Here is a 26,691-nt window from a genome sequence, read left to right as displayed (position 1 = left end):
TACAACATGCTTAATGGCTCATAGCATGTGAGGCATGACTACCTATAAAGTAAGCCACCATAACAACAGGGTATGGTACTAAGTGATGTTTATTATTTATCAATATCAGTACCTCCTACTAGCTCAAGGGTGAGCTGCATCTGTCGAAGCGTGCTATTGATATGCCTCTTTAGTTTGGGCTTTAATTGCATGAACTTATTAACTTTATGGTTTTTATTATTGCCACTAGCTTTGTTTAGATCATCAACATCGTAAACTTACCACTCAATTGATGAGCCATTGCTTGAATGATGCTGTGATCGCCAGTAAACTCCATAACCGTCAACGCTTCATCAAGGCGAAGATTATGGGTATTAGTAGTTAGGTTTACTTTATTATTTAGCATGGTGTTAGACATGTCCATGCGTGATGCCAATGCAATATTACCGCCATGCTTAGGGTTATGTACTGTGGCAGGTGTTGCGTCTATTACGTTCATTGTGTTCTACCTATTTATTAAAACGTTTTGTTCGTTGCTGGCAAGTTGTATGATTTACTTATTCTTCATTGATAGATGTCAAATCAGCTTTAAGCTTTTTGTCAGTTTGGATTTCAATAATTGCCTGCCTACCAGCAGGGAGCCCATGCTTTTTGTAGTAATTGAGATTGCTATGAGGGATTCCAAGTTTTCTACCTATAGTTTGATAGCTATGACAATCAAAGTGCTTAATAAGTTTTTTAAAGATCATGTTCGTCTTCCCATCCATATTCGTTCGTTTGTTAGAACAAATGTTTCTAGCTTACGCCAACCAAATGTGTTTTGATATGCGAACAAAGGAGTATTGATCATGAGCAGCATGGCAGACAGAATTCTTATAAGAATGAGTGACCTTGGCATTACGCAGGCTGATATAAAAAGAGGGATTGGCGCAGGTAAAGCAACCATTTCAAGCTGGGTGAATGGAGACACAAAACCATCTGGAGCATACGCTACAAAACTCGCTTTTTATTTGCGATGCAATACCGATTGGTTGTTATCAGGTGTAGGACGTATGAATAGCACCTTTGAGGTTAATGAGTCACAAAAAGGCATACCTAATAATACTGCAAAAGTACCTTTAGATTATGGCATGGACAGTATGGATGGTATGATGCCTGTAATTAGCTGGGTCGCTGCCAGTAGCTTTTGTAATGTTGTGCCAGTAACTATAGATGATGTGACAGATTGGATTGCACGACCACAATACTTGTCCAAGCATGCGTTTGGATTAGTCATTCAAGGCAGAAGTATGTGGCCTGAGTTTAAGCCAGATGAAATAATTTACATCGAGCCTGAGATAGCACCTTGGGATCTAAAAGATGGTGATTTAATTATTACCCACTGCAATGATGATAAACAAGCCACGTTTAAGCAGCTTGTTATTGGTGACGGCCCTGATGACATGTACTTAAAACTCCTTAATCCTGATTGGCCTGATCAAAAGATGGTCTCAATGCGTGAATGCTCGTTGGTGGGTATAGTGGACAGTAAGTTTGTTAGGTATAGATAGATATGAAAGCATATAAATAATACAAAGGACTTACTTATGAAGAGAATACTATTTTTTATACTACTTTTTACTAGCTCTTCGATGGCTGTTGCATCGGGCTGGGAAATATCAACTGTTAGCGATAATGGTGATGTTAATACGATTAATACCGACAAAATAAAAAGAATTAAAACATCTTTTCCATCCACTAGCCCAGTGATATCTGGATGGGTTAAAACTACTTTTAATAATAGAGATGATAATATTGTCTCTAAATTAGACGAATATTACATAAAATGTAAAGAAGACGAATTTATTAAGAACTCTTCTTACCTCTATCGAGTGGATGGTACTGTGGCATATAGCATTACAAATGAGGTGAGAAATGTCGATATAACTAAATTTCAGCCAGTACTTCCAGATACCTATGGCGAAATATGGTTTAAAGATATATGTAATTTTTCAGGCATAAAATAAAGCTGGGACTCTAATGGAACTATGCCAATATCGCTGAATTGCCACTTTTTCAATTTATCCATGTAAGTACACACGCTACCATTGCGATGGTATCGTGAAGCGCTGGATTAGGATTAGTAAAAATGCGCGGTGAGCAAGCATTTCTCAAAATTAAAAGTCATTTGCGATTCTACAGTTATAGAATTATGTTTTGAAAACCCTAAGCTTTGATAGCCTGGAGATATAGTTTGCATGAAAAATATACCCATCTTAATAGCGATATTATTTATTTCAGCTTGTAGCGGTGACCATAACAGCAAGCCTGAACTTGGATCATCGGGTCATCCTAGCAACTGCCGTGCCTATATACAGTTGAGCGTAGATGAATGGAGAGCTGACAATTATACGACTGAAGATACCATGAATGCTATAGAGCGAAACTGTGGTACTTATGGGTCGCTATGGAATAATTAATGGGTAAAAGCCAGCACGCTTGAAATTGGCTTACAGGGAGAGTTCAGTTGAGTAACAATCACTGCTCGCCTGATGACTAATATAGCAGATCAGGTCAAGACCACATAGATAATGTAGGAAACGCCTTAGAGGTAAAGAGCGAACAGGCAACCATACTAACCGACTCTCTAAAAAGTCATTGTGGATTAGCCGGCGACTTGTGGTCTAATTAGTAAGTTGGTTTTGTATTAAAAAAATCTCTCTTAATTTATCAATTTTATATGGATATTTTTTCGCAAAATTTACTACAACGTTATTGTCTTTCAGATTAAGACTAATCAACTCTTGCATAGCTTTTTCATGCTGTTTTCTAGTTTTACGAGCATCCCATGCTTTTCTTATGCTCTGTCCTTCTGCAAAACTACTCGATAGCCTGTCAAAATCTATTCCACTATTGACCATTAAAGGCGCATTGTTCAGGCTGGCTTGCTCGTGCAAGTAAATATCATAACGCTCAGCATGAGCAAACATTACAAAGCAAGATGATAGTAAGTTTACGCGTTATATGACTCCAAAATTTTATTTAAAATAATTCATACTCTAACAAAAATAAATGTAAGCATAATTAATACTCACGCCCTACGTCTTATAAAATCGACCAATATTTTTTGTATGCTTTGAATTTGAATGCTAATTCCAACAGGTTCTAATATATGTAAAAAGCTCTTTTATTGACTCTAAAAAAACAGGTATATATAACAGATTATTAATAGCGATTAGCCTACTCAAACAACCATCCTCTATATCTCTATATCTCTATATTCCTGAAAAACCTGTTACTGTGCGTACTATACTCATTTTTAGGATTACGTTGTTACACGCCATAATGCTCATCTAGCTACTGTATTCTTACTTGCTCAAAATCCAGACATAAAAAAATCCGACCACCTAAGTGATCGGATTTTTAATATTTGGTGGAGATGGCGGGAGTTGAACCCGCGTCCGCCAGCATTACGCTCATGAATCTACATGTTTAGTTTCTGTCTTTAATTTTAGTCTGCACCGATCCGACAGTCAGGATGGATTAGCCGAGTCTCTACTTTTGAACCCAAAGGATTGAGACAATCCCTTGTGGCGATCCTACATGCGGACGCTTCAACTTAGTTGACCAACTGTAGGTGATCAGCAACCAAGTAAACAGGGTTTAAGCTGCTAGAGCGTAATTTTCGTCGTTTGCGACTATAACAATATATGTTGGATTAACGAGAGGACATATACTCTCGACATGCATCATTGAGTTTCATCACCAGCGTCGAAGCCAGAACATCCCCAATAGAAGAGCGTATTATATAGTAAGTCACTATCCTATTTCAATCGATAACTGACAATATTACATCACGTTACATCTACTGCTGTTTAGACTTGCTTGCCAAACTGACTTGATAGCGTTGACTAACCTAGCAGACTAATAGCTTTATTGGTTATAACTTACTTTATAGTATTAGCTCACTGTATGTAGCTTACTCTATAAAAGTATCTTATTTAACCAAACACCAATGCCCTGAATCTGTGGCATGCATACTTGATGGGCCATAGGATAAGTACGGTAGTCGACATTATAGCCTTTAGCGGCTAAGGTTTTGGAGGCCTGCTCACCTAGCGATACTGGCACTACTGGATCATGAGTACCATGCTCGATCAATATCGGCAGCTTTTTATTGGCTGCACTGTAATTAATAGTGTCATTGGTTGCCAGATAAGTAGATAAGCACAACAAGCCAGCCAAAGGCTTAGGATAGCTCAGCGCTAAATGATAAGCTACTGCCCCACCTTGCGAAAACCCAGCAATAACGATATTTTCAGCAGATATCCCACGCTCTATCTCACGGCTAATGAGATCTTGAATATACTGAGTCGACTGCTCAATTTGTGCCACATCTACTTTGCGATCCAAACTCATCTCAAATATATCGTACCATGACGGCATGATCATGCCACCGTTGATAGTAACAGGACGCTTAGGAGCATGCGGAAATACAAAGCGCACAGCCATGTCATCGTTCAAGCCCAATTGCGGTACTACCGGCTCAAAGTCATGGCCACTAGCACCCAAACCATGTAACCAAATAACAGCGCGATCTATCTGCTTTTGGGCTGGATTGTGCTCAACTATGACACACTCTAAATAGTTACTCATAAAACATCCTTTAATTATATAAAATTATCCATCAATTTTTCACAACTTTTGGTGGCTAAGCAAACAATACTGAACGGCTTTTATGCTACGATAATTTAAAGCTCTTAAAGTCACTAACAGCTCACTGCTAAAGCAATTAGCAATTTATGGCCATTTAGCCATTAGCGTTTTATGATGCTTTATCCTCAGTTTTCAATGTCTATTGTTAAATGGCTTTTTTTAACTGACTGTTGTTGCCAGTATATTTTAAATATCCATCCACTAACGTCTTAACGACTAAGTAGCGCTCATGACTCATATTTTATTGGTAGAAGACGATCCAGCTATCGCTATGTCATTAAAAGTCACTTGCAAACGTGAAGGCTGGCAAATCACTTGGTTAGACAATGCTAGTAACGTATTGCCCATGCTACATACTGCTGAGGCGCAAGATCTATCGGCAATAATACTCGATGTTGGTCTACCAGATGGTGATGGCTTGAGCCTCTGTCAACAGATTCGCCACGCTCCTGATATTCACCAGTTAAAAGACACGCCTATCATTTTCTTGACCGCTCGTAGTGATGAGGTCGATCGTATCTTGGGCTTAGAGATGGGCGGTGATGACTATTGTGCCAAGCCCTTTAGTCCCCGAGAGTTAGTAGCTCGACTCAAAGCTATTTGGCGTCGGGAGCAGCTACTTACCCAGCAGTCTGCCAAGCAACAGAATGCCTCTGTAAGCTCGCTCGATTATAACTCAAGTCAGACTGTTAATAGCAATACTACCACTGCAGCACAAGCGCTAACTTTTGAGTGCCTAGCAGGTATTTGGTACTATCAGCCGCTTAATTATTCGCTGACATGGCAGCAACGAAAGCTGGAGCTTAGCAATACCGAACGTAAAATCTTATTAACCTTATTACAAGCACCCAATCAGGTCTTTAGTCGTGAACAACTCTTAAATGCCGTTAGTGACTATCCCGACCACCGTTTGGCGCGGACTATTGATAGCCATATCAAGTCCATTCGCAAACAGCTGGCTACTATTCGCCCAGACATTGATGTCATCCATACCCATCGCGGCTTGGGTTATGCGTTGTGCCCTGCCTAATGGCTGACGATAATCAACACCCTCATAGCCCTGCTAACTCGCAGTTGAACCAGAGCAACTGGTACGCCAAACTGCATCCGATAGGTAGTGCCCAGCAGCAAGATGCGCCCCCTAAGCGCTTGCTCAACTTGAGTATATTTTTTCGGATTTGGCTGGCGGTAGCGCTAGTGCTTATCATCTGCGGTATCGTAGTATTTACTCAGCTGTTCGGTCACGTCAAACCTACCGCCCAACAAGTTATTGAAGATACTTTATTAGATACTAGTAAGCTTATGGCGGCCAATCTACGCCTGCCGTTGCAGTCCGGACAGCTCTATACTGACGTTTATCAAAGCCAGCTCGATAGTGCTTTTGCCAGCACGCCAGCGACAGCTAAAGCGCTGAACACTGATAGCAGCGTGGCTAACCAGGGCGCTAATTATCAGCAGCAACCTGCCTATCGACGAAAAAAATTCAGTAGCTTTCGCCTTTATGTCACTGATAGTGCTGGTAAAGTCATCTATGACTCGTTGCCCGTAGCTACTAATGCTGAAGGACAGGATTTTAGCCAATGGAATGATGTGTATTTGACCTTGCGTGGACTATATGGCGCTAGAAGTACTTCTGATACTTATAGTGGACCTGATAGCTCCATTATGTATGTAGCGCAACCTATCAAAGATGCTACAGGCCAGATTATCGGGGTGGTCAGTGTCGGCAAGCCTGTCGCCAGCGTGCTGCCCTATTTGGACCATACTCGGCGACAGATGCTGATTACTATGCTCATCATTAGCCTAGCGGCGCTGATCTTAGCCGGACTAGTCGCTTGGTGGCTAAAACAAAGTATCACTTTAGTCACTCAATATACTAGTGCCTTAGCAGAACAAACAAAAAAGCCTTATTTCTATCTAGGCCATGAGCTCAACAGTTTGACTGACACTATCGAGACCATGAAGCATCGACTAGAGAATCGAGCTTATGTCAGCGACTACGTGCATACCCTGACTCATGAGCTTAAGAGTCCGCTAACCGCCATCCGTGCCAGTAGCGAATTGCTAGAAGACGACTTGCTTGATGCTGAGGATAGGCAGTTATTGAATGAAACTATCGGTGAGCAGAGTATCAAGATGCAGCAGCTGATTGATCGGCTGTTATTATTGGCGAAAGTTGAGCAGCCCAGTTTTAGATTAAACCGTCAGCCTATAGCTTTACTACCGCTACTCAATAGCCTTATCAAAAACAGCAGTCCCAAGTTACAACAGCGGCGTTTAGCAGCCATTGAGCTGAAAATAAATCACCAGCAACTAGCAACTATTACTGAAAATAGCGCTGTACAAGCACAACTAACTGCCAAGACTACGGTTTATGCTGACAGTTTTTGGCTACTACAAGCTCTGCAAAACGTGCTGGATAATGCGATTTACTTTGCGAATCATAAAGTTATTTTTGCTATCTATACTAACGCCGAACACACTGTCACTATCACTATCTTCAATGATGGTAAGTTACTGCCAGACTATGCGCTGACTAAAGCTTTCGATCGTTACTTTAGCTTATCTCATCAGAGCATTGCTTATCCCAATACTAGCGATCTAAACCCTGATCAGCCAAACATTGATCAGCCAAATAATGCTCAGCCAAGTGATACTCAGCAAAACGATTACCTCCAGAGTATGGCGCAGAACCAAGCTGTAGTGTCTAGCCCTATGCCCAAAAAAGGCACTGGACTGGGGCTAACCTTAGTCAAGCAAGTCATTGAGCATCATGGTGGTACAGTAGCTATTAGCAATACGGCTGCCAACCCTATGCTTAATCAGCTCGCTGGCGTAACCTTTAGCATTACTTTGCCATTAGCTAACAACTAGAACTGAAAGCTAAAAAGCCAATCAAAATAGTAGAGGGTTATTTTCACTTTAAATGACTCTATTCCTATAGTCGATTCACTACAAAATATTAGCTTAACAAATGATGTGCTACTGCGATGAATTTTGTGCAGCCTCTAAGAACTCAGCACGTAAGGAGAATTTATACCATTAGCATACCTTAACGGCTGTCCTGTTTTTATTGAGGATTAACCATAGCAGCACCCTAAGCTTAGTTACTAATCCATCAAATCTCCATAATGCTTACATCAGTTTTATATCTAGGTATCCTAAAATAGTGTTAACCAACTCATTATTAATAAAACACTTAACTATAGGCCAGTAAGCTCATGAAAAACTCCTCTATCGCCAGTAAATTTACCAGTAATTGCTTAGGCTATAGTCGTCATGACTGTATCCAAGCCTTATTAACTCAAGGTATAGACAGTGTCGACTTCGGTCACTGGTTGGCAATTCCTAGTGAAAAGCTATTACTAGTCTTCAGAAATCAGCACTGTATAGCTATTGATGGTTATCAAGCGCTCGCCTAAGCCCTTCAATCCGTGATAGCTTAAGCGCATTCACAATATCTAGCCGATAAAAAACCCTCTACCTTGTAAGATCAAAGTAAAGGGTTGTTTAAGGATAACTAGCTTCAATAGCGGTTTGACTTGCGCCTAATGCTAACGCCCAATTAACAAGCAATAAAGTCCTAAGTAATTGACGTTACTGGTGGCTCAACATCGGCGTTTTGACCACGGTTACGTAGATAATGATCTAGCAACACGATAGCCAGCATTGCCTCAGCGATAGGCGTTGCACGTACTCCAACGCAAGGATCATGACGACCCTTAGTCAACATATCAACCGCTTCGCCTTGAGTATTGATACTCTTGCCAGCAGTAGTAATACTAGAGGTAGGTTTCAGCGCAATGCTCACACTAATATCTTGTCCTGAAGAAATACCGCCTAGGATACCGCCGGCATGATTGGCAGTAAAGCCGTCTGGCGTCATCTCATCACGTGCCTTGTGACCGAATTGTTCAGCGACTTTCATCCCATCACCAATCTCAACACCTTTCACCGCATTAATACTCATCATCGCATGAGCAATATCAGCATCCAAGCGATCAAATACTGGCTCGCCCAAACCAACTGGCACACCGCTGGCAATAATCTCTAAACGTGCGCCACAACTAGTACCTTCACGGCGTAAGCTGTCTATTAGAGTCTCAAAACGACCTACTGCCTCTTTATCAGCACAGAAGAACGGATTGCTATTCACAAACTCCCAATCAATAATGCTAGGATCGAGCACTTCGCTACGCTCGTTACCTATTTGAGTCACATGACCACGCACTTCCACACCTAAGCGCACTCGCAAGTATTTTTTGGCGATAGCACCAGCCGCTACCCGCATAGCCGTCTCACGTGCCGATGAGCGTCCGCCACCACGATAGTCGCGAAAGCCGTACTTCATGCTATAAGTATAGTCGGCATGGCCAGGGCGAAAAGTATCTTTGATTTCGCTATAGTCTTTAGATTTTTGATTGGTATTACGAATAAGTAAACCAATAGAAGTACCCGTAGTTAATCCTTCAAATACACCAGAGATAATTTCGACTTCATCAGACTCACGGCGCTGAGTTGAGTATTTAGAAGTACCAGGCTTGCGACGATCTAAATCGATTTGCAAATCCTCCGCACATAACTCAAGACCAGGTGGCACACCATCTACAATGGCCAATAAACCTGCGCCATGCGATTCACCGCAAGTGGTTACACAAAAAAGCTTACCAATACTGTTGCCTGCCATGTCTATCCTTAACAAGTAAAATTTATCTTTAGGTATTAAACTAACTATCGAACCCACTATTAACCCAACTACCGAATCAACTATTAAAATCTTGCTTACTAGTAACGATAACAGTGCTCATCTAGCATCAATAAGCATCAGATATCAAGTATCGAATGCTCTAATAGTAGAAGGTTCAATACCATCAAATCCTGCCATCATAAATATTAGCTAGCATCATTATTGACATAACGAGCAAACAGCGCACGATGCTCTACTAGCTCATCAAAGGTTATAGCGAACACTCCATGACCACCATGAGCGAATTTGAGCCAATCGAACTGAATATCAGGATAAGCTTGGCTTAACGCCCACTCACTGTCACCAACTTCGCAAACTAACAACCCTTCAGGGCTCAGATAATCTGCGGCTTCAAACAAGATATGATGAACTAGGTCTAGGCCATCTTGACCAGCAGCAAGAGCTTGTTCAGGCTCATATAAGAACTCAGGGGGTAAGTCAGCCATGATAGCAGCGTCGACATAAGGGGGATTGGTGACGATTAGTTCGTATTGATTCTCAGCAGGTATCTTGGCGAACAAATCAGACTCGATCACATTGACTTGATGATTGAGATTATGATGATCAACGTTGACCATAGCGACTTCTAGCGCCCCTTTATCGATATCCACTGCATCCACTAATGCATCGACAAAACGGGTGGCCAAGGCAATAGCGATACAAGCAGAACCAGTACATAAATCTAATATGCGCTCTGGATGTGAGAGCTGCTTCATCTCTAAACCATGCTCATAAAAAGCTGTAGACTGCTCATTGACTGTTGTGCCTAAAGGTTTGGCCAGCTCATTAGCATCAAAATATGGATAGAACTGCTGACGAATCAACTCAGCGATTGGTGAGCGTGGTATCAGAACTCGCTCATCAATATAAAAAGGCAAATCACAGAAATAAGCCAAATTAACCAAATAACTCAATGGCTTACGCTCAGCTATGCGCTCTTCTAACAAGCTCAATACTGTTTGCTTCTCACTAGAGGTCAGACGACAATCTAGAATCTGTTCATTAGCAGACCAGTCCAATGCTAACGAGTGCAATACAATCGCCGCGGCTTCAGCGAATTCGTCTGTTGTTCCCTGGGCTACTACTACATCATAGTTGCGCAGTTGGGTGACAGCAAAGCGAATAAAGTCACGGATGCTAACTAGCTCTTGGCGAGCTTCTTCGAGCTCTGCTGGCAAATTAGCAAACTCATTTTCCTCATCGCTCTGTAAATTATCCAGATTAAAGTCATCAACATCAAAGCCATATTGATTTTGAAACTCTTCGGCGCTCATAGTCTGTTCTTCTGGCATATCGTACCTTATTAATTACATGTTGATTGCGTATGGATGACGTGTTCATTGGTGAGGTGGGAGTAGAGTGAATAAACGGCTGACGTTTTATGGTTTGACCGTGACTAGCTGTGCAAATAACAACTTAGCAAGCAGATAAAAAAGTCTACTAAAAACTATCCCCTATTATAGACGCAAATCAATAGCAGCGCCAATAACTGTAGTCGCTATCTAGTATGATAGTAATTTTAGGCCTTTTTTGCTTTTATGCTTTAGCGAGTAGTCTATTGTTAGCTACTTATAAGTTATTAACAGAAAAACCGTCTCAGCTCCTGTGATTATAAGCTTACTAAAGTAGAGGAATAGTGCCAAATTAGAGAAAAAGTTGACTCAATTATCACGGTATTGTAGTGAATACGTCAGTTATTGACGTCTAACATTCTATTGCTTTAAAAAGATGTATCAAAAGTTTGCGCAGCGTCTCAATTATGCGCATAATAGTCCCATTAGTAGCAACCTTGTGATCAAATATTATGAAGATAAAGTTAATCGTTACCTCGATGTCAATAGCCGCACTTACCGCTGGTATCAATATCAGCGCTATCGCGGCTCCTACTGATAGCGCTCGCACTTTACCAGTGCGCACGGCAGCGGGTTTGCCGGATATAGCGGTGTTGGCTAGTCTTAAAGTTGAAGAGAACCGTAATCGTTCTATCGATGCCAACTCTACTGCTAGTAAGCCCTCTAAAGCTAAAACCGCTAAGACTGCGGATAGCATGGGTAAACTGATTGATAATCAGCGTACTCAAGTAGCACCGAGTGTCAGCGCTGATAATATGAGTGTTGAAGAGCTGACTCGTAAAGATCAGCAGTCTCAAAGCACTGACGACATGAGCGACGGACAAGCGGTTGCTGGCCCTAGCGCCGCCGCACTTGCTTCGGCTGACTCTTCATCTTATGAGCTTGCAGAGAGTCAACCAAGTCTAGACGCTAGTACCGATTCTTCTATCAAGAGTATCGAAGATGTCGATGGCAAAACTCATACTACTTTGAACTTGTCTAGTTATGCTAAACAAGTCAACGGTTCCACTTGGTCGCCGAATATGAACGTCAATTCAGCAATGACAATCAAGATACAAGCATTGTTGGATTGGAATCATGCTTCTCCTGGTCCGATTGATGGCGGCTGGGGCATGAACAGTAAAAAAGCTTTGATCAACTTTCAAAATATGAAGGGCTTGCCAGCGACTGGTAAAATGGATCAAAAAACTTGGGATGCTTTAGTTAAAAACATTCCTGCGAACAAACCAGTATTAGTAACTTATACTTTGACTGATGAAGATCTCAAAACTAACTTTGCCACGACTCCTACTGGATCAGAGGCAAAATCAAAGGTTAAAGGTCTTTATTATCAAGATATAAAAGAGATGCTAGGTGAGCGTTTCCATATGGATGTGCGTTATCTAGATAAGCTTAACAAGAATAAAGCTTATAAAGCTGGGGAAACGATTACGGTATTGAACAATCGTGGGCCACTTAATCAGCGTATTAACCGAGTAGTTGCCAACAAAGCTGATCAAACTTTGTATGCTTATAATGGTGACAAGTTAGTGGCTACCTATCCGACTACTGTTGGTAGTAGTAGCACGCCTTCACCACAAGGCACTTTTAAAATCGTCAATAAAGTCAAAATGCCGTGGTATAAAGCAACTGTTGGCGAAGGTGATCAAAAGAAAGTACATATGCTACCACCAGGACCTAATAATCCAGTAGGCGTAGTATGGATGGGGTTATCTAAACCTTCTTATGGTTTGCATGGCTCTCCTACCCCTGAAGGCATCAGCCGCCAAGCGTCAGCAGGTTGTGTGCGCTTGACCAACTGGGATGTACTTGAGGTTTATGCCAATATCGAAAATGGTGCTACTGTAGTACTACAATAATTGGTTATAGCTTTACAGCAAATTAACTATTATCTCAGCTAAATTAGTCATAAAAAAACAGCTCCTTTTTTGGGAGCTGTTTTTTATTGGAATAATTTTTATTAGTATAGTTAATGACTATGCCTATTAGTTGCTCTATTTATTAATAACTATGCGTATTAGTGCTATGTCTCTCGTTCAACATGCCCTAGTTTAACAGGCTCTAGTTCCTCAAACTTCGCTACTATTTAAACTTGTCCCTCAACAGATCGCAGTGAGCGCTTAAGCAATAATGTCTTTATAGCCTTCTTCGTTACCAGTAATACTACCTATTTTTTTAGTGAAATATAGTCCTGCTGGTATAGAGACTAACAGACCTATTGCTACCGCAATTTGAATATGGGGAATTTCATTGAAACCCGTGACTAAAGCGGTAATCATAAATATTCCGACGATAACCGTAGACGCCATAGAGTAGATTACAGAAAATAATGGCCAGTTCATAATTTAATCCTTATTTAAGTTGTGTGTTTATCTTGTATATCTACTTTATACCTTATATCCACACAATTAGTAAGTATTTCCAATAGACGCTACAGCCTTTTATTTTCAGTGACTCCTATCTAAAACCATGATAATATTAGGGAGTTATTTGAGGTGCAAAAAAATATCTCTAATAGCCACCTTTTACTCAGTATTAAACCTTAGCGATAACTTTGTTACTATATAATCACCATAAAGTTACTAAATAGTTAATGAATATTTAATGAATAGCCACTGCGTGATTAATTTATAATTACTTTTACCATGCCTCTAACACCTCCGCCTTTTAGCTTCTCTTTATACTCCTATTGTTAACAGAACCTCTGCTATCGAGTCATAAAAATATAGACATCTTTTGAGCTTTATCATTACAATAAGAATTTTGTCTTATTCTATGACTAAAGTGACCTTATCATGACTTCACCCTCTAACCCTCAGCAACCAGCCGTAACACAAACTGATAATAGCGACGGTTACGAAGACGCTAATTTGCAAAGTGCACAGGCCGAGAATGAAGATTATGCTAATGGTGATAATCTGCTAAGCACTCAAGACGATTTAGCTGCTCAACCCTCTAAGTTCAAAGTAAAAATGACCTCACCTAGTCCCGATGTGGTTATCGCTACTGTAGAGCCTGAAATTGAAGCTGTTGCAAGCTCTAGTGATGAGTTAAACGCAGGCTTAGATACAAGCTTAGATACAAGCTTAGATACAGAGTTAAATGATGTTATCGACATAAACGCTGAAGATAATAGTCATACCACTGTCGATAGCACCCTTAATAGCCCCCTCGCTAAAAACGGCGCTGACGATATTTCTTCTAATAGCCCTGCTAATGGCCCTTCTAATAGCCCTCTACTAGCGGCAACAGACCGTAAGAAAAGCAATGCAGCGCTAGAGTCAGAGTCTATAGCTTCGATGGAATCTGCAGAACAGGACGAGGAAGAAGAAGTTAAAGAAGTCAAAGAAGCCAAACTCGAGTCCTACAAACAGTTTATTGCTAGACAATTTAGCGATCAAAAAATAGATTATCCGGAAGTACGGGTTACTATCGAAGCTAACGCCTTACCTAGCAAAATGTATTTCGTGATGAATGTCTTGTCAGCGATCATTGCCAGCTACGGGCTAGTGACCAACTCTGCGGCTGTAGTCATTGGTGCTATGTTAGTTGCGATGATGCTCGGCCCTATTACTGGCGTGGCGCTAGCTATCATTGATTACCGTATGCCACTACTACGCAAATCGTTAATTACTGTCTTGCTTGGTATATCTTTAGTAGTGCTAGTAGGTTTTGTGGTCGGCTGGTTACATAAAGATCAAGCGCTGACCGCAGAGATTTTATCGCGTACTCAGCCTACCTCGATGGACCTAATGATAGCGCTAGCTGGTGGTACGGCAGGGGCTTATGCCATGGTATCGCCGCACTTATCGGTGGCGGTAGTGGGAGTGGCGGTAGCTACCGCTTTAGTACCCCCCTTAGCCGCCAGCGGTATCTTATTCGCCAATGGTGAGATGCAGCTTGGGCTGGGCGCTTTACTACTAGCCATTACTAACATCATCGCTATCCAATTCACTAATGCGCTGGTGCTATGGTTCTTAGGCTTTCGCCGTTTAGTAGATGATGATTATAAGTCGAATACTTATTTAACTTTTTTGCGACGTAATGCGGTTACTTTATTGTTGTTAGTAGGCTTAGGTATTTACTTAACTATCAACCTCAATACCAATGCCAAGCAGCAAACCTTTGAGAACAATGTGAAAGACTCGATTAACAGCTACTTTATAGATAAAGGTAATGTATTGACTAATACTCAGTTTGATAAAACCAATGGTTACCAAACCATTCGTGCGGTTATTCGTGGTGAGACTACGCCTAGCTCTTACGATGTCCGTCAAATTGAAGCCACTATCACTCAAAATATGGCTGATAACTTTCCCGATTACTTACCCATTAAGCTGCAGCTGCGTTATCTACCAGTGCAAGTTATTGAGTCCGATCCTCTTATTGCCGACCAGCTGGATAAAACGGATGCCGCTATCTTGAGCAACTAATGACGTTGTACTTTACAAAAACTAAGCCTAAGCTATTAGCAGTAACATTTACTGCTAAGCGTAAGCGTGAATGGTCAAACACCTTATAAGCATTTGTGCTAAAATCGCTTGCAAAATTATTTAATCAAATTTTGCGCCATTTTCACTTCGTTCTATTTCATTTGTCACTTATTCTATCCGCCAGTAAGGAGCCGCTGTGAGCCAGCCATTTCGCTCAGCCGATATTCGCCAAGCTTTTATCAATTTTTTTGTGAGTAAACAGCACACCTCAGTACCCTCATCGAGCTTGATTCCTCATAATGATCCGACTTTGTTGTTTACTAACGCCGGTATGAATCAGTTTAAAGAGACTTTTTTGGGTATGGAGCCGCGCGATTATACTCGTGCAGTGACCTCGCAAAAGTGTGTACGTGCTGGTGGCAAACACAATGACTTAGATAACGTTGGCTATACCGCACGTCACCATACTTTCTTTGAGATGCTAGGTAACTTCTCCTTTGGTGACTACTTTAAGCAAGCAGCTATTGCTTATATCTGGGAATTTTTGACTGCAGATGATTGGTTAGCTATCGATAAACAGCGCTTGTATGTCACAGTCTATGAGACTGATGATGAAGCCTTTAACATCTGGCATAAAGATATCGGTATTCCAGTAGAGCGCATCATCCGTATTGGTGACAATAAGGGTGCCCCTTACGCTTCTGATAACTTTTGGACTATGGGTGATACAGGTCCTTGCGGCCCTTGTACTGAAGTGTTCTATGATCACGGTGCTGATATAGAAGGCGGTTTACCTGGTACTCCTGAAGAAGATGGTGACCGTTATATCGAGATTTGGAACTGTGTATTTATGCAGTTTAATCGCCAAAAAGACGGCACGATGCTGCCTTTACCTGCTCCTAGTGTCGATACTGGCATGGGTCTTGAGCGTATCAGCGCCATCATGCAAGGCGTTCATGGTAACTATCAAATCGATTTATTTGAGCATCTGATGGATGCAGCTGCTGCTGTTTTAGAGATTAATAATGAGCAACAAGCCTCGCTTAAAGTGATCGCTGACCACATACGGGCGGTATCGTTCTTAATTGCTGATGGCGTGATGCCTAGTAATGAAGGGCGTGGCTATGTGTTACGTCGAGTCATTCGTCGTGCCGTGCGTCATGGTAACAAGCTTGGCGCTGAGAGTGAATTTTTCTATAAAATGGTTGCGCCTTTGGTTGCTGAGATGGGTGCTGCCTACCCTGAGCTAACTGAAAAGCAAAGCATCATAGAAAACGCTATCCAAAAAGAAGAAGCGCAATTTGCTAAGACTCTAGCACAAGGGTTACGCTTATTGGCTACTGAGCTTGATGGCTTGCAAGATGGTGACGTACTCTCAGGTGAGGCCGCTTTTAAACTTTATGATACTTATGGCTTCCCACTAGATTTGACTGCTGATATCACTCGTGAGCGTGGTATTCGCATCAATGAAGATGAGTTCGATGAACACATGCAAGCGCAGCGTACTCGAGCGCGTGATGCTGGCAAGTTCGATGTTGATTATAGCAGCGTCATTCAAGTCGATAATCCTACTGAGTTTATCGGCTACGAGCATTTAGTAGATACTGATGTCGAAGTTATCGCTGTTTATCAAGACGGTAATCCAGTGACTAGCTTAGCTGAAGGCGACGAAGGGGTTGTGGTACTTAATCGTACGCCTTTCTATGCTGAGGGCGGTGGCCAAGTCGGTGAGCTTGGCGAAATTCGTACGGCTTCTGGGGTTTTTGAAGTCCAAGATACCAAAAAATCTGGCCAAGCGATCATCCATTATGGGGTGGTCAACATGGGTACTATTAATAGCAATCAGAGCGCAGAAGCTCAAGTGCTCTCTAGTATTCGCGCCGCTAGTGCTAAGAACCACTCTGCCACTCACCTATTACACGCCGCATTGCGCGAGGTACTAGGCGATTTAGTCAGTCAAAAAGGCTCTATGGTCTCCAGTGATGTGCTACGTTTTGACTTTGCTTATGATCAACCAGTAACTGCTGCTGAAATTAGCCGAGTCGAGCGCTTGGTTAATGAACAAATCCAGGCCAATACCACTGCTCATATCGAGAGTATGTCTATCGATGAAGCTATGCAAAAAGGCGCTATGGCTTTGTTCGGCGAAAAGTATGGTAGCGATGTTCGAGTGCTAACTATGGGTACTGATAGCATCGTTAATGGCAAACCGCAGCCTTTCTCTATCGAGCTATGTGGCGGTCTGCATGTCAAACGTACTGGTGATATTGGCTTGTTTAAAATCACTAGTGAGTCTGGTATTGCTGCTGGCATACGCCGTATTGAAGCCGTTACGGGCATGGGTGCTATTAAGTATATTCAGCAAAATGATGAGCAGTTAAGTACTCTTGCCAGCCAGCTAAAAGTCAAACGTCCCCAAGTTGCCGAACGGGTACAGACTATGGCTGATAAGCAGCGCGATTTAGAAAAACAGCTGGAGCGTTTACAACAGAAGCTAGCCAGCGCTCAAGCCGCCGATTTACTCAGCGAAGTACAAACTATCGCCGGTATTCCAGTATTGATTAGTACTTTAGCTGGCATTGACGGTAAATCGATTCGTCCCTTGATGGATGATATCAAGTCAAAACTACCTGATAGCGTTATAGTGTTAATTGGTGATAAAGAGGAGCAGCTGGCCCTCTCAGCGAACGTTGCTAAGTCAGTCACTAGTCGTATAAAAGCGGGTGATATCATTCGTCATTTAGCTGGTGAGCTTGGTGGTAAAGGTGGCGGTAAGCCTGACTATGCTCAAGGCGGAGCACCAAAAGCAGCTAACACTGTAGCAGTTATCAGCGCACTACCCGCTTGGATAGAAACGCAACTGGGCTAAGCTGGCTATCCTGAGATAGCTAACTTGCTATAACCGTATGGCTAAGCAGTATGACTAGATAGCATGGCTAAACAGTACCAAGCGCTCAGATAGGATAAATAATAACTGCTACTAGGATTGGTTATGATTGTCTATAACCAATCGCCATGTATCTAACTATACTTGCGACTTAATTTTGGCGTGCAAATATGGTATAACGTACATGGCCTATCTGTATATCAAAGCATGACTAGCAAAGCTAATACAAGCTGGCAGAGCTAGGCTAGCACCCCATTCTTATAATCCGGCTTTATCTGTCATTGATGTCGATGCGGAATCCTATTGGTTTTAATCGACCATGATAGATAGCCCTTGGTGAATAATAGGTAAGAATTTTTATGGCATTAATAGTACAAAAATACGGCGGCACCTCAATGGGTAGTATTGACCGCATCAAAAATGTCGCTAAGCGGGTCAAACGTTGGCACGACCACGGTCATCAAATCGTGGTCGTAGTCTCTGCTATGAGTGGTGAAACTAACCGTCTGATCGATTTGGCACGCCAAATTAGTAGTCAGCCTGACCCACGTGAATATGATCAAATGGTGTCAACTGGTGAGCAAGTATCGATCTCGCTACTAGCTATGGCGATTAAAGAGCTTGGCATTGGCGCACGCTCATTCACTGGCCGTCAAGTAGCGATAAAAACGGATGCTGCCCATAATAAGGCTCGTATTGAGTCGATTGATGATAAGAATATTCGTGAGCAATTAGATGCGGGCAATGTAGTGATAGTCGCCGGTTTTCAGGGTATCGATCAGTATGGCAATGCTACTACCTTAGGTCGTGGTGGTTCTGATACTACTGGAGTCGCTATTGCTGCCGCTCTGGGCGCTGATGAGTGCCAAATCTATACTGACGTTGATGGGGTCTATACTACTGACCCACGCGTAACCTCAAAGGCCAAAAAGCTTGAAAAAATAACCTTTGAAGAGATGCTAGAGATGGCCAGTCTCGGCTCAAAAATATTACAAATCCGCTCCGTAGAGTTCGCGGGCAAATATGGCGTGCCGTTACGAGTATTATCGAGCTTTGACACAGACACTGATGGCAGCTTTGACGAGCATTTCAAAAACAACGTTGGCACTCTAATTACCATAGACGAAGGAGATAGTATGGAACAGGCAATCATTTCAGGTATCGCTTTTAACCGTGACGAAGCAAAAATTGTAGTACGCGGTGTTCCTGATCACCCAGGTATTGCTTCCGCTATCCTTAGCCCTATTGGACGTGCCAATATCGAAATCGATATGATCGTACAAAACCTATCGACTAATGGCACCACTGACTTCAGCTTTACTGTTAATCGCAGCGACATGGACAAAACCATGAAGGTGCTTAATGAAGAAGTTAAAAATGAGATTGGTGCTACTGATGTACTAGGTAACAGCGATGTGGTCAAAGTGTCACTAGTCGGTGTTGGCATGCGCTCTCATGCTGGTGTAGCTAGTCTTATGTTCCAAACTTTGGCTGAAAACAATATCAATATTCAAATGATATCGACCAGCGAAATAAAAGTATCTGTCCTGATTCAAGAACAATATTTAGATAAAGCAGTAAAATCACTACACACCGCTTTTGGTCTTGACCGTGAAGACGGTGAGAGTATTGTCGCCGGACAATAGACTTACTAATAGAGTTTATAAAAGACTTATAGCCCCAATTTAATAAAACAGGATTGTTTATAATCCTGTTTTTTATTATTAATTGTTACTGATGGCGGGTTTACCTACCAATTTTGTGAAAATCAGTGACAGCCCTTACTAGGCAACTTATAATAGACGCTTCATCTGGGCAAGATGAATTTTTTAATTATTATCATCGTTATTCGCACTATTTTTCAACAATCTACTGAACCTTAATTTTGGTTATGATTAACAAGTTAAATCACTCTGTTTTTCATAGTTTATAACTATTGGGCTAGTTTTTGGTAGCGATGGTATACTGCAACTGAGATATAACACCATGCATAATAGTTTATTACTGCGACATAAGGAGTGTGACGTATGTTGATTTTGACCCGCCGCGTTGGCGAGACATTGATGATTGGCGACGAGGTTAGCGTAACGGTCTTAGGCGTTAAGGGCAACCAAGTACGTATCGGGGTAAATGCACCGAAAGATATTGCGGTACACCGTGAAGAGATATACCAGCGTATTCAAGATGAACGTTCGGTGCAGTCGCAAATGCAGCATTTAGAGCAAGGCAATTTTGCACCGTCATTTGATGATGAGGACTATTTTAATCGTTAATAATCGATTGCTATAGAGTCTTATTAAGATCTTTCATTTTTAACCCTAACTAATAAGCATCTATTAAACACTTTTAATACTAATTAGTTTAATTTGCTTTAAGGTCATCTACTTATGAGTATTCGCCAGTCAGACGTATCAGCTCTGCTTAATGGTTTGAGTAAAAGAGCTCTTGGATTCAATGATGTTATCAGTTTTATTGATGACTTCTATCGTTACGCTCCTAAATCATTCACTAATGGCATGGTTCATAATGCTGCTGGTGATAACGAAGGTAGTGCCAAAATTTTTGGTTTTGCCCTGCATCATGGTCTTAGCCAATTAGACACTCTCAAACTATTTGGTGAATACTATAACCAAGTACTAGAGACGCCTAATGGTACTGATCACGCCAATATTCGTAACTTTCTACATTGGGGCTGGCAAGGATTCTTGATGCAAAAGAATCCACTAACTGTACGTCCAAGCGTCGATACTACTGCGCTTTAGCACTGTACTAGCTTAATATTAATATCAAAAAGAGCCAAGCTATTAGTAATAGCTTGGCTCTTTTTAATGGTTCTAGATTATTAGCACTCTAAGCCTAACCGATTAGCAATAATATTGGCTTAACAGGTAAAGATTTAGCGCTATATCTATTTGTCGCGGAATTTTACTGGCTGTATTGCCCCTTTGGGATTGGGCATATTAGGATAATGATGCTCATGTTCCACATCACATTCAGCGCCTACCGTAGAGCCATCTGCCGCTACTGGCTTATGTATGTAGCCGGTGCGCTCAGCAGGTGCTAAATGTTCATGCTCCCATATCATTACCGCTTGCATACAAGTCTCACGCTGATCATCAGTCAACTTGCGCCCATCAGGCCATTTTCCCAACTCAATAGCCATACGAAACTTGTCAGCAACTTCTGGGGTTAGACTGGCTAATATGCTTTGTTTATCCATGTTATTTGCTCCACTTACTTTTTTACAGGCTACTATTAAAGACGTTTATTGACCTTCTATAATATCATCATCATCATCAAGATCGAACTCTTCAGCATGGACGTTCCAGTGTAGCTTAGTACGACAAGCTTCATAGAACTCAAAGCCAGGCGGATGCAATAAGGTCAGCTTATCAGGATGCTTACGGATATATAGACGCTGCTGCTGATCTAAGGCAATGCTGGGCTTACCATCAGCGCTCACCATAGGCTGAGTGCGATTATCCTCATGAATACGAATGCAAATTTCACTGTTGCCACTGACCACGATAGGCCGACTCGACAGGGTATGCGGATGCATAGGTACTAGACAAATAGCATCCATACTAGGATGAACAATAGGACCGCCCCCTGATAACGCATAGGCCGTTGAGCCAGTGGGCGTTGCTACTATTAGACCATCGCTATGCTGTCGATAAACGTCTTGACCATCAATTTTCATCTGAAAGTCAATCATATGTACTGACTTACCAGCATGCAACACGATGTCGTTAAGTGCCATATCCTCATGAATGATCCTATCGCCTTCTCGTATCTCCATAGTTAGTAAGAAACGATGATCGAGCTGGTACTCACCCATTAATACTTGGCGTAGCTTTAAGGCCACCTCATTAGGTTTTACATCAGCTAAGAATCCTAGACGACCACGATTGACCCCTAGTACTGGTACCCGATAGCGAGCGAGCGCTTCAGCAGCATGCAAAATAGATCCATCGCCACCAACTACGATAACTAAATCAGAAATCTCACCGATTAAACTACGCTTGACGATTTTAACTTTTTCGATTTCTGTTAAGTCTAAAGTAGGCAGTTCTGCAGTTTCTACATCCATGATCAAGGTCAAACCCATCTCATTAACGATATTTGCAACTTGTACTAAACTTTGGGTCACACTACGCTTTCCAGCTCTACCCATTAAACCAATACGGCGAAATGCTGGGTTCTTTATAGCGTGAAATAGCTCTGATTGGTGTAAATGCGGCAATCTTGTCGACTGCGCTGAGTTTTCCATAGATGACTCGGCATAGCGTTGAGTGGGCAGACAATAGTAAATTGCCTAATGAAGGTACATCGCTTTATTGATAACAATGATAACGAGAAATAAGCGCTTAGACCAGCCCGTTTTATCAATCATCATTGTTAATAATGATAATAACCCCCATATATTGATTATCAAATATCTATTTCTGAAGCATTATACTGCTACTTAGTGTCTGCTCAATGCTACTAATCTATTTATCTCGCTGCTTATTTATCTGAGTACAATTATTAGTTAATACTAGGGAAGTTAGTAGCTAACCTCAAGGTAAGCAGGCGACTTGAGCGCTTAAAACACTCACGCAAACACCGTTGACAATAATTACGGTTTTGCTAAAGTAGCAAACATCTATATTATTTTTTTATTTATTATTAAGGATACAAGTATGGCAAATCCTATTGTCAGTCGCGCAGAACTTGCGATCGGCGGTGAGCCAATGACCGTCAAAGGTGTAATACAAAAGACCAGTTTATTACTGGGACTGGCGGCTATCACTGGCGTCGGCTTCTTCTTTTATGCGCTTATGGCTGGTTTATCGCAAGGTTTTATTACCATGGCCGCTTTTGGTAGTATGTTTGCCGCCTTTGGTTTAGCTTTGTTTATTACTTTTAAACCTCATAAAGCCAAAACCTTTGCCGTACCTTATGCGCTATTAGAAGGTATTTTCTTGGGTGGTATCTCACTATTCTTTATGAGAATGTACCCTACTGTACCTGTAACCGCGATGTGTGCTACTTTTGTCACGGCCGCAGTAATGCTTGGATTATATCGTTCTGGGCTGATCAAAGTCACGCAAAAGCTTCGCTCAATCGTAACTTCAGCGCTTATTGCTATTATGCTAGTTTATGTGGCGCAATGGGTGTTATCTCTAGCTTTTGGTTCAAGTCTCCCTTTCTTGTTTGAAGGCGGCGCTATCGCTATAGGTTTTAGTTTATTTGTGATTGTTATTGCTTCTTTTACTTTATTACTCGACTTCGATAACATCGATCGTGGTGTAGCCGCTGGTATCTCAGAAGATTATGAGTGGTTATTTAGTATTGGTATTTTGGCTACTTTAGTGTGGATGTATATCGAATTTATGCGTCTACTTAGCTATTTACAAGACTAATTGAACGGCTAGTATTAGCAGTATTAGAAACCATTAAATAATAAAAACCGTCGATAATTAGATTATCGACGGTTTTTTTATGGCTAAAGGTTTTATCTTTATAGTAAGTACCGCTATTAACCAAAGGCTATCAAATACCCCCTAGATTAAGCACGTTTTAAACGTAGCGCATTTAACACTACCAACAGTGAGCTTAGCGACATGCCAATAGCAGCCAACCAAGGGGGTACATAGCCAAATATAGCCGGTATTAGCACAATGCCGTTATAAGCTAAGGCCCAGCGGAAGTTTTGTTTAATAATACGCTCAGTTTTATCAGCAATACGCTTAGCCGCAGTGATAGCTTCGATCTGACCATTGAGAATAATACTATCGCTTGATACTTGTGCTAAATCTGCAGCACCAGCAATAGATGTAGAGACATCAGCTGCTGCTAATACTGGTGCATCATTGATGCCGTCACCGACCATCAACACTACCCCGCCTTGCGCTTGTATCTGCTGAATATGATCGACTTTACCAGTAGGTGACAAGCCATTATAAGCCGACTGCATCCCTAAAGACTTAGCCATAATCAGTGCTTGCGGACTAGGATCACCCGTCAGCATAACTGACTCTAGACCAGCAGCCTTAAGGGCATCAAGCATGGCTTGTGCAGTGTCACGTACCTTGTCGTTAAAATAAAAACAAGCTAGTGCTTGCCAGCTAGCTACTGGTTCGCCAGTAGTCGAAGACATCTGTTCGTTAACTTGCTGACAAGAGAGCACTACTGCTGAGCTGGCCCGCTGACTGACTAAGTCGATAGTGACTTTATCGCTGATTACTTTATCGTTGGTCGCTGAATTTTTAGGACTAGCATCGCCGCTATCTAAAGCAAAATCAAGATGACCGATTCGGTATCTTACCCCATCGAGTAGTGCCTCGACCCCGCCAGCTGGATAATGAATCAACTGTTGGGTTGCTGGTAAATGCAGTTGATAAGCAGCCGTCAGTAACGCATGAGCAATCGGATGACGACTACCGACTTCTAAAGCTGCGGCAATCGATAACCACTGATCTTTTTGTACTGCTAAGTCCAGCTCATTATTAGGCTTTAGTAGCTCAATATTTAATAAGTTAGGCTTACCATAAGTCAAAGTACCCGTCTTATCAAAGCCTACGTGGGTAATCTCAGCTAAAGTCTGCAAAGTATGACCACGAGTAGTTAGGAATCCGTAGCTTGCCAATCTATTGGTGGCTACCGTTAAAGCAATCGGGGTGGCTAAAGATAATGCACAAGGACAAGTGGCGACTAGCACTGCTACTGTCGCCCAAATCGCTTGACTAGGATCAACGATATACCAGCCGACAAACACGAATACTGATAACACTAGTATCCGCGCTACAAACCAGCGTGCTAGTTTATCTGCTTGCTGGGCCAGCTTAGGTTTTTCACTCATCGCCCGATTCATTAACCGATCAATCAGCCCGATCTGACTATCTGCTGGCAAGGCCGTAACTAACATCTGAAATGGTTGACTGTCGTTTTGCGCCCCACCAATAATATAATCGCCTTGGGTTTTTATAATCAAGTCGCCCTCGCCCGTTAGCAGGCTTTGCGAGACTGTTGCCGTTTGACTGAGTAAAATACCGTCACTGATAATCTCAGCCCCAGCTTCAATCATAATAATGTCACCGACTTGCAAGCTATGAGCGGTAACCATTTTCTTGGCTACTGCTGGCTCTGCTTGTTGCAAAGCGCTGTTGCTAGCTAAAGCTTGCTGCTTATTCTGCTGCTGCCAAGCAATGGCAACACGCTCAGTGATAGCATGCAGCTTACTATCCATCCCTTGCATAAAGTTTGCCGCTACATCCATAGTCGGCGTTATAGCTAGAGTAGCAGTCGCCTGGTTAGCAGCTGTGGTGATAGCGGCATTAGTATTAATATTAGCAGCGCCGTCGATATCAGTAGCAGCGCTAGGTGCAACCGGCTTCGTTGAGCTCATCTGTTGCAATATAAGGCTAGCAGCCTGTTTATCTTCGGATATTTTCTCTACTAATATAGGCTCAATGACTACTAAATCATTAGCCATAGTAGCGGCTTTTAAGCGTGCATTGTGCTCGATATAGCGTCCAGCTAATAGGAAGAAAATAAACATACTAACCGAATCATAATAAGTCTGGCCGTTGCCAGTGATAGTGGCGTAGAGACTAGCAAAAAAAGTAACTATCAGTGCCACACTGACCGGCACATCCATATTGACTTGCCGAGCACGAACTGCTGACCAAGCGGAGGTAAAGAACGGCACGCCAGCATAAAAGAACACCGGTATGCTAACGAATAGAGATACCCAGCGCAAAAAGTCGCGTTGCAGTATTAACATACCGCTATGCTCACCAAAGTACAGCGCCACTGCATACATCATCGCTTGCATCGCCCCAAGCGCCGCAATCCCTAATCTCAATAGCATTTTATTATTATGTTTGGCGAGCATAGCCTCATGGGTGTCTTGCCGATACGGCTTGGCCTCATAACCGATTTCGTTGATGACTGCCAAGATACGACTGATAGGTAATTTAGCTTCGTCCCAAACGATACGCATGCGCTGATTGGTCAGATTGACCTGACACTTACTGATACCGTCAATCTCATACAGTCTCGACTCGATCAACCAAGTACAAGCGGCACAGCGTAAATTATTAACAGATAACTCAGCGACGGATAGACCATCTTGCGCATAGACGAACTGCGACTTAATCTCTTGGTGATCATAAGCTTCTAAGCGCGTCAACTGGATAGGCAAGCTAGCCGTACGGTTAATCTCTGAGCGATCCAAATAATACTGCTCAAGACCGGCCTCAACGATACTTTGTGATGCCAACTGACAACCCATACAGCACATCTCACGTGCGCTACCTAGTACGTCAGTATGGAACGGTGGACGTGGTACAGGATCCCCACAATGAAAGCAGTGGCCAATTGGTGGCAATACTAGCCCTTGAGTAATCGAGTGATCATCGTAGTTAAGGGTATTCGATGGCAGTGATGAAACGCTAGACATGGTATTTAGTATTTCCTTTAGACAAATTTGCTAAGCGATCTACTGCTGTTAATTCATAAAAAACACATCATAACAGCGCCGATAAGTTGCTATTTTATATACTGTTTATAGACTAAATTAACGGCTTTAAGCGCTTTATTCAAAGCCAACTG

22 protein-coding genes, 1 other RNA gene and 1 pseudogene are annotated in these 26,691 nt (G+C 42.0%); 13 read left to right on the top strand and 11 right to left on the bottom strand.

The annotated features are described in order from the left end of the window. Window positions 1-235: 235 nt before the first annotated feature. Window positions 236-478 carry a phage regulatory CII family protein gene (locus KZA12_RS01775; RefSeq protein WP_218688994.1) on the bottom strand — a complete coding sequence of 81 codons (243 nt, stop codon included), beginning with the start codon at window positions 476-478 and terminating at the stop codon, window positions 236-238. A gap of 58 nt (window positions 479-536) precedes the next feature. Continuing rightward, on the bottom strand, window positions 537-728 hold the full coding sequence (locus KZA12_RS01770) for a hypothetical protein (protein ID WP_218688993.1): 192 nt from the start codon (window positions 726-728) through the stop codon (window positions 537-539). 99 nt (window positions 729-827) lie between these two features. Here KZA12_RS01770 and KZA12_RS01765 point away from each other — a divergent pair, with 99 nt between their 5' ends. From KZA12_RS01765 to KZA12_RS01755, 3 genes are all read left to right on the top strand, one after another. Next, entirely contained in the window at window positions 828-1,529 is a 702-nt protein-coding gene (locus KZA12_RS01765) for a S24 family peptidase (RefSeq protein WP_218688992.1), read from the top strand. 36 nt (window positions 1,530-1,565) lie between these two features. After that, entirely contained in the window at window positions 1,566-1,985 is a 420-nt protein-coding gene (locus KZA12_RS01760) for a hypothetical protein (protein WP_218688991.1), read from the top strand. A gap of 231 nt (window positions 1,986-2,216) precedes the next feature. After that, window positions 2,217-2,438, top strand: a complete 222-nt coding sequence (locus tag KZA12_RS01755) for a kynureninase (protein WP_218688990.1) — start codon at window positions 2,217-2,219, stop codon at window positions 2,436-2,438. Window positions 2,439-2,642: 204 nt separating this feature from the next. Here the strand turns inward: KZA12_RS01755 and KZA12_RS01750 are convergent, their stop codons facing one another. The 3 genes from KZA12_RS01750 to KZA12_RS01740 form a co-directional block, all read right to left on the bottom strand. Continuing rightward, entirely contained in the window at window positions 2,643-2,948 is a 306-nt protein-coding gene (locus tag KZA12_RS01750; RefSeq protein WP_218688989.1) for a hypothetical protein, read from the bottom strand. Window positions 2,949-3,389: 441 nt separating this feature from the next. Beyond that, window positions 3,390-3,748: a transfer-messenger RNA gene (gene ssrA / locus KZA12_RS01745) on the bottom strand. 194 nt (window positions 3,749-3,942) lie between these two features. Further along, a complete protein-coding gene (locus KZA12_RS01740; RefSeq protein WP_218688988.1) occupies window positions 3,943-4,614 on the bottom strand; it encodes an alpha/beta hydrolase in 672 nt (223 codons plus the stop codon). Between the two features lie 289 nt (window positions 4,615-4,903). On the opposite strand from KZA12_RS01740, the gene KZA12_RS01735 reads away from it, so the two are divergent. From KZA12_RS01735 to KZA12_RS01725, 3 genes are all read left to right on the top strand, one after another. Further along, the gene (locus KZA12_RS01735; RefSeq protein WP_218688987.1) at window positions 4,904-5,704 is read left to right on the top strand and encodes a response regulator; all 801 of its coding nucleotides are present in this window, start codon (window positions 4,904-4,906) and stop codon (window positions 5,702-5,704) included. Then, window positions 5,704-7,548, top strand: coding sequence for a two-component system sensor histidine kinase CreC (gene creC, locus KZA12_RS01730; protein WP_218688986.1), 1,845 nt, complete (start codon window positions 5,704-5,706; stop codon window positions 7,546-7,548). Before KZA12_RS01735 ends, creC begins: the two co-directional genes overlap by 1 nt. Before the next feature lie 347 nt (window positions 7,549-7,895). Continuing rightward, complete coding sequence (locus tag KZA12_RS01725) at window positions 7,896-8,096, top strand: hypothetical protein (protein WP_201622269.1); 201 nt, start codon at window positions 7,896-7,898, stop codon at window positions 8,094-8,096. Window positions 8,097-8,257: 161 nt separating this feature from the next. Here KZA12_RS01725 and aroC read toward each other — a convergent pair whose 3' ends face one another. Both aroC and prmB read right to left on the bottom strand, forming a co-directional pair. Beyond that, complete coding sequence (aroC, locus tag KZA12_RS01720; protein WP_216580754.1) at window positions 8,258-9,361, bottom strand: chorismate synthase; 1,104 nt, start codon at window positions 9,359-9,361, stop codon at window positions 8,258-8,260. Between the two features lie 206 nt (window positions 9,362-9,567). Beyond that, window positions 9,568-10,713, bottom strand: a complete 1,146-nt coding sequence (gene prmB / locus KZA12_RS01715; protein WP_218688985.1) for a 50S ribosomal protein L3 N(5)-glutamine methyltransferase — start codon at window positions 10,711-10,713, stop codon at window positions 9,568-9,570. A gap of 512 nt (window positions 10,714-11,225) precedes the next feature. Here prmB and KZA12_RS01710 point away from each other — a divergent pair. After that, window positions 11,226-12,632, top strand: coding sequence for a L,D-transpeptidase family protein (locus KZA12_RS01710; protein WP_218688984.1), 1,407 nt, complete (start codon window positions 11,226-11,228; stop codon window positions 12,630-12,632). Window positions 12,633-12,893: 261 nt separating this feature from the next. Here KZA12_RS01710 and KZA12_RS01705 read toward each other — a convergent pair whose 3' ends face one another. Beyond that, window positions 12,894-13,115: a hypothetical protein gene (locus tag KZA12_RS01705; RefSeq protein ID WP_201622273.1), complete on the bottom strand. Its 222-nt coding sequence runs from the start codon at window positions 13,113-13,115 to the stop codon at window positions 12,894-12,896. Between the two features lie 453 nt (window positions 13,116-13,568). On the opposite strand from KZA12_RS01705, the gene KZA12_RS01700 reads away from it, so the two are divergent. The 5 genes and pseudogenes from KZA12_RS01700 to KZA12_RS01680 all read left to right on the top strand — a co-directional run bounded on the left by KZA12_RS01700 (window position 13,569) and on the right by KZA12_RS01680 (window position 20,855). Further along, window positions 13,569-15,206 carry a DUF389 domain-containing protein gene (locus KZA12_RS01700; protein WP_218688983.1) on the top strand — a complete coding sequence of 546 codons (1,638 nt, stop codon included), beginning with the start codon at window positions 13,569-13,571 and terminating at the stop codon, window positions 15,204-15,206. A gap of 196 nt (window positions 15,207-15,402) precedes the next feature. Beyond that, window positions 15,403-18,075 (top strand): alanine--tRNA ligase, encoded by a 2,673-nt coding sequence (gene alaS / locus KZA12_RS01695; protein ID WP_201622275.1) that lies wholly within the window; start codon window positions 15,403-15,405, stop codon window positions 18,073-18,075. Window positions 18,076-18,452: 377 nt separating this feature from the next. After that, complete coding sequence (locus tag KZA12_RS01690) at window positions 18,453-19,739, top strand: aspartate kinase (RefSeq protein WP_201622276.1); 1,287 nt, start codon at window positions 18,453-18,455, stop codon at window positions 19,737-19,739. 381 nt (window positions 19,740-20,120) lie between these two features. Continuing rightward, window positions 20,121-20,288, top strand: a pseudogene (gene csrA / locus KZA12_RS01685) (carbon storage regulator CsrA); the annotation flags it as partial. Window positions 20,289-20,480: 192 nt separating this feature from the next. Beyond that, window positions 20,481-20,855, top strand: a complete 375-nt coding sequence (locus KZA12_RS01680) for a HopJ type III effector protein (protein WP_201622278.1) — start codon at window positions 20,481-20,483, stop codon at window positions 20,853-20,855. A gap of 146 nt (window positions 20,856-21,001) precedes the next feature. Here the strand turns inward: KZA12_RS01680 and KZA12_RS01675 are convergent, their stop codons facing one another. Next, complete coding sequence (locus tag KZA12_RS01675; protein ID WP_201622279.1) at window positions 21,002-21,313, bottom strand: YeaC family protein; 312 nt, start codon at window positions 21,311-21,313, stop codon at window positions 21,002-21,004. A 45-nt stretch (window positions 21,314-21,358) separates the two neighbouring features. Continuing rightward, window positions 21,359-22,363, bottom strand: coding sequence for an NAD(+) kinase (locus KZA12_RS01670; protein ID WP_201622377.1), 1,005 nt, complete (start codon window positions 22,361-22,363; stop codon window positions 21,359-21,361). Window positions 22,364-22,775: 412 nt separating this feature from the next. On the opposite strand from KZA12_RS01670, the gene KZA12_RS01665 reads away from it, so the two are divergent. Continuing rightward, window positions 22,776-23,498, top strand: a complete 723-nt coding sequence (locus KZA12_RS01665) for a Bax inhibitor-1/YccA family protein (RefSeq protein WP_201622280.1) — start codon at window positions 22,776-22,778, stop codon at window positions 23,496-23,498. Window positions 23,499-23,644: 146 nt separating this feature from the next. Here KZA12_RS01665 and KZA12_RS01660 read toward each other — a convergent pair whose 3' ends face one another. Further along, a complete protein-coding gene (locus KZA12_RS01660) occupies window positions 23,645-26,539 on the bottom strand; it encodes a heavy metal translocating P-type ATPase (protein WP_218688982.1) in 2,895 nt (964 codons plus the stop codon). Window positions 26,540-26,691 lie beyond the last annotated feature (152 nt).

Origin of the sequence: Psychrobacter sp. BF1, assembly GCF_019279065.1 — a bacterium.
In the GTDB taxonomy this organism is placed as follows: domain Bacteria; phylum Pseudomonadota; class Gammaproteobacteria; order Pseudomonadales; family Moraxellaceae; genus Psychrobacter; species Psychrobacter urativorans.
The sequence above is the reverse complement of the archived record's forward strand: the minus strand, read 5'-3'. Positions and strand labels throughout refer to the sequence as shown.

Coding starts and splice junctions, on each gene's coding strand:
- KZA12_RS01725 (WP_201622269.1), top strand. CDS start 7,896: ATGAAAAACTCCTCTATCGCCAGTAAATTTACCAGTAATTGCTTAGGC.
- KZA12_RS01690 (WP_201622276.1), top strand. CDS start 18,453: ATGGCATTAATAGTACAAAAATACGGCGGCACCTCAATGGGTAGTATT.
- KZA12_RS01670 (WP_201622377.1), bottom strand. CDS start 22,363: ATGGAAAACTCAGCGCAGTCGACAAGATTGCCGCATTTACACCAATCA.
- KZA12_RS01770 (WP_218688993.1), bottom strand. CDS start 728: ATGATCTTTAAAAAACTTATTAAGCACTTTGATTGTCATAGCTATCAA.
- KZA12_RS01775 (WP_218688994.1), bottom strand. CDS start 478: ATGAACGTAATAGACGCAACACCTGCCACAGTACATAACCCTAAGCAT.
- KZA12_RS01750 (WP_218688989.1), bottom strand. CDS start 2,948: ATGTTTGCTCATGCTGAGCGTTATGATATTTACTTGCACGAGCAAGCC.
- KZA12_RS01765 (WP_218688992.1), top strand. CDS start 828: ATGAGCAGCATGGCAGACAGAATTCTTATAAGAATGAGTGACCTTGGC.
- KZA12_RS01740 (WP_218688988.1), bottom strand. CDS start 4,614: ATGAGTAACTATTTAGAGTGTGTCATAGTTGAGCACAATCCAGCCCAA.
- aroC (WP_216580754.1), bottom strand. CDS start 9,361: ATGGCAGGCAACAGTATTGGTAAGCTTTTTTGTGTAACCACTTGCGGT.
- prmB (WP_218688985.1), bottom strand. CDS start 10,713: ATGCCAGAAGAACAGACTATGAGCGCCGAAGAGTTTCAAAATCAATAT.
- KZA12_RS01760 (WP_218688991.1), top strand. CDS start 1,566: ATGAAGAGAATACTATTTTTTATACTACTTTTTACTAGCTCTTCGATG.
- KZA12_RS01755 (WP_218688990.1), top strand. CDS start 2,217: ATGAAAAATATACCCATCTTAATAGCGATATTATTTATTTCAGCTTGT.
- KZA12_RS01705 (WP_201622273.1), bottom strand. CDS start 13,115: ATGAACTGGCCATTATTTTCTGTAATCTACTCTATGGCGTCTACGGTT.
- KZA12_RS01700 (WP_218688983.1), top strand. CDS start 13,569: ATGACTTCACCCTCTAACCCTCAGCAACCAGCCGTAACACAAACTGAT.
- KZA12_RS01680 (WP_201622278.1), top strand. CDS start 20,481: ATGAGTATTCGCCAGTCAGACGTATCAGCTCTGCTTAATGGTTTGAGT.
- KZA12_RS01660 (WP_218688982.1), bottom strand. CDS start 26,539: ATGTCTAGCGTTTCATCACTGCCATCGAATACCCTTAACTACGATGAT.
- creC (WP_218688986.1), top strand. CDS start 5,704: ATGGCTGACGATAATCAACACCCTCATAGCCCTGCTAACTCGCAGTTG.
- KZA12_RS01665 (WP_201622280.1), top strand. CDS start 22,776: ATGGCAAATCCTATTGTCAGTCGCGCAGAACTTGCGATCGGCGGTGAG.
- KZA12_RS01710 (WP_218688984.1), top strand. CDS start 11,226: ATGAAGATAAAGTTAATCGTTACCTCGATGTCAATAGCCGCACTTACC.
- KZA12_RS01735 (WP_218688987.1), top strand. CDS start 4,904: ATGACTCATATTTTATTGGTAGAAGACGATCCAGCTATCGCTATGTCA.
- KZA12_RS01675 (WP_201622279.1), bottom strand. CDS start 21,313: ATGGATAAACAAAGCATATTAGCCAGTCTAACCCCAGAAGTTGCTGAC.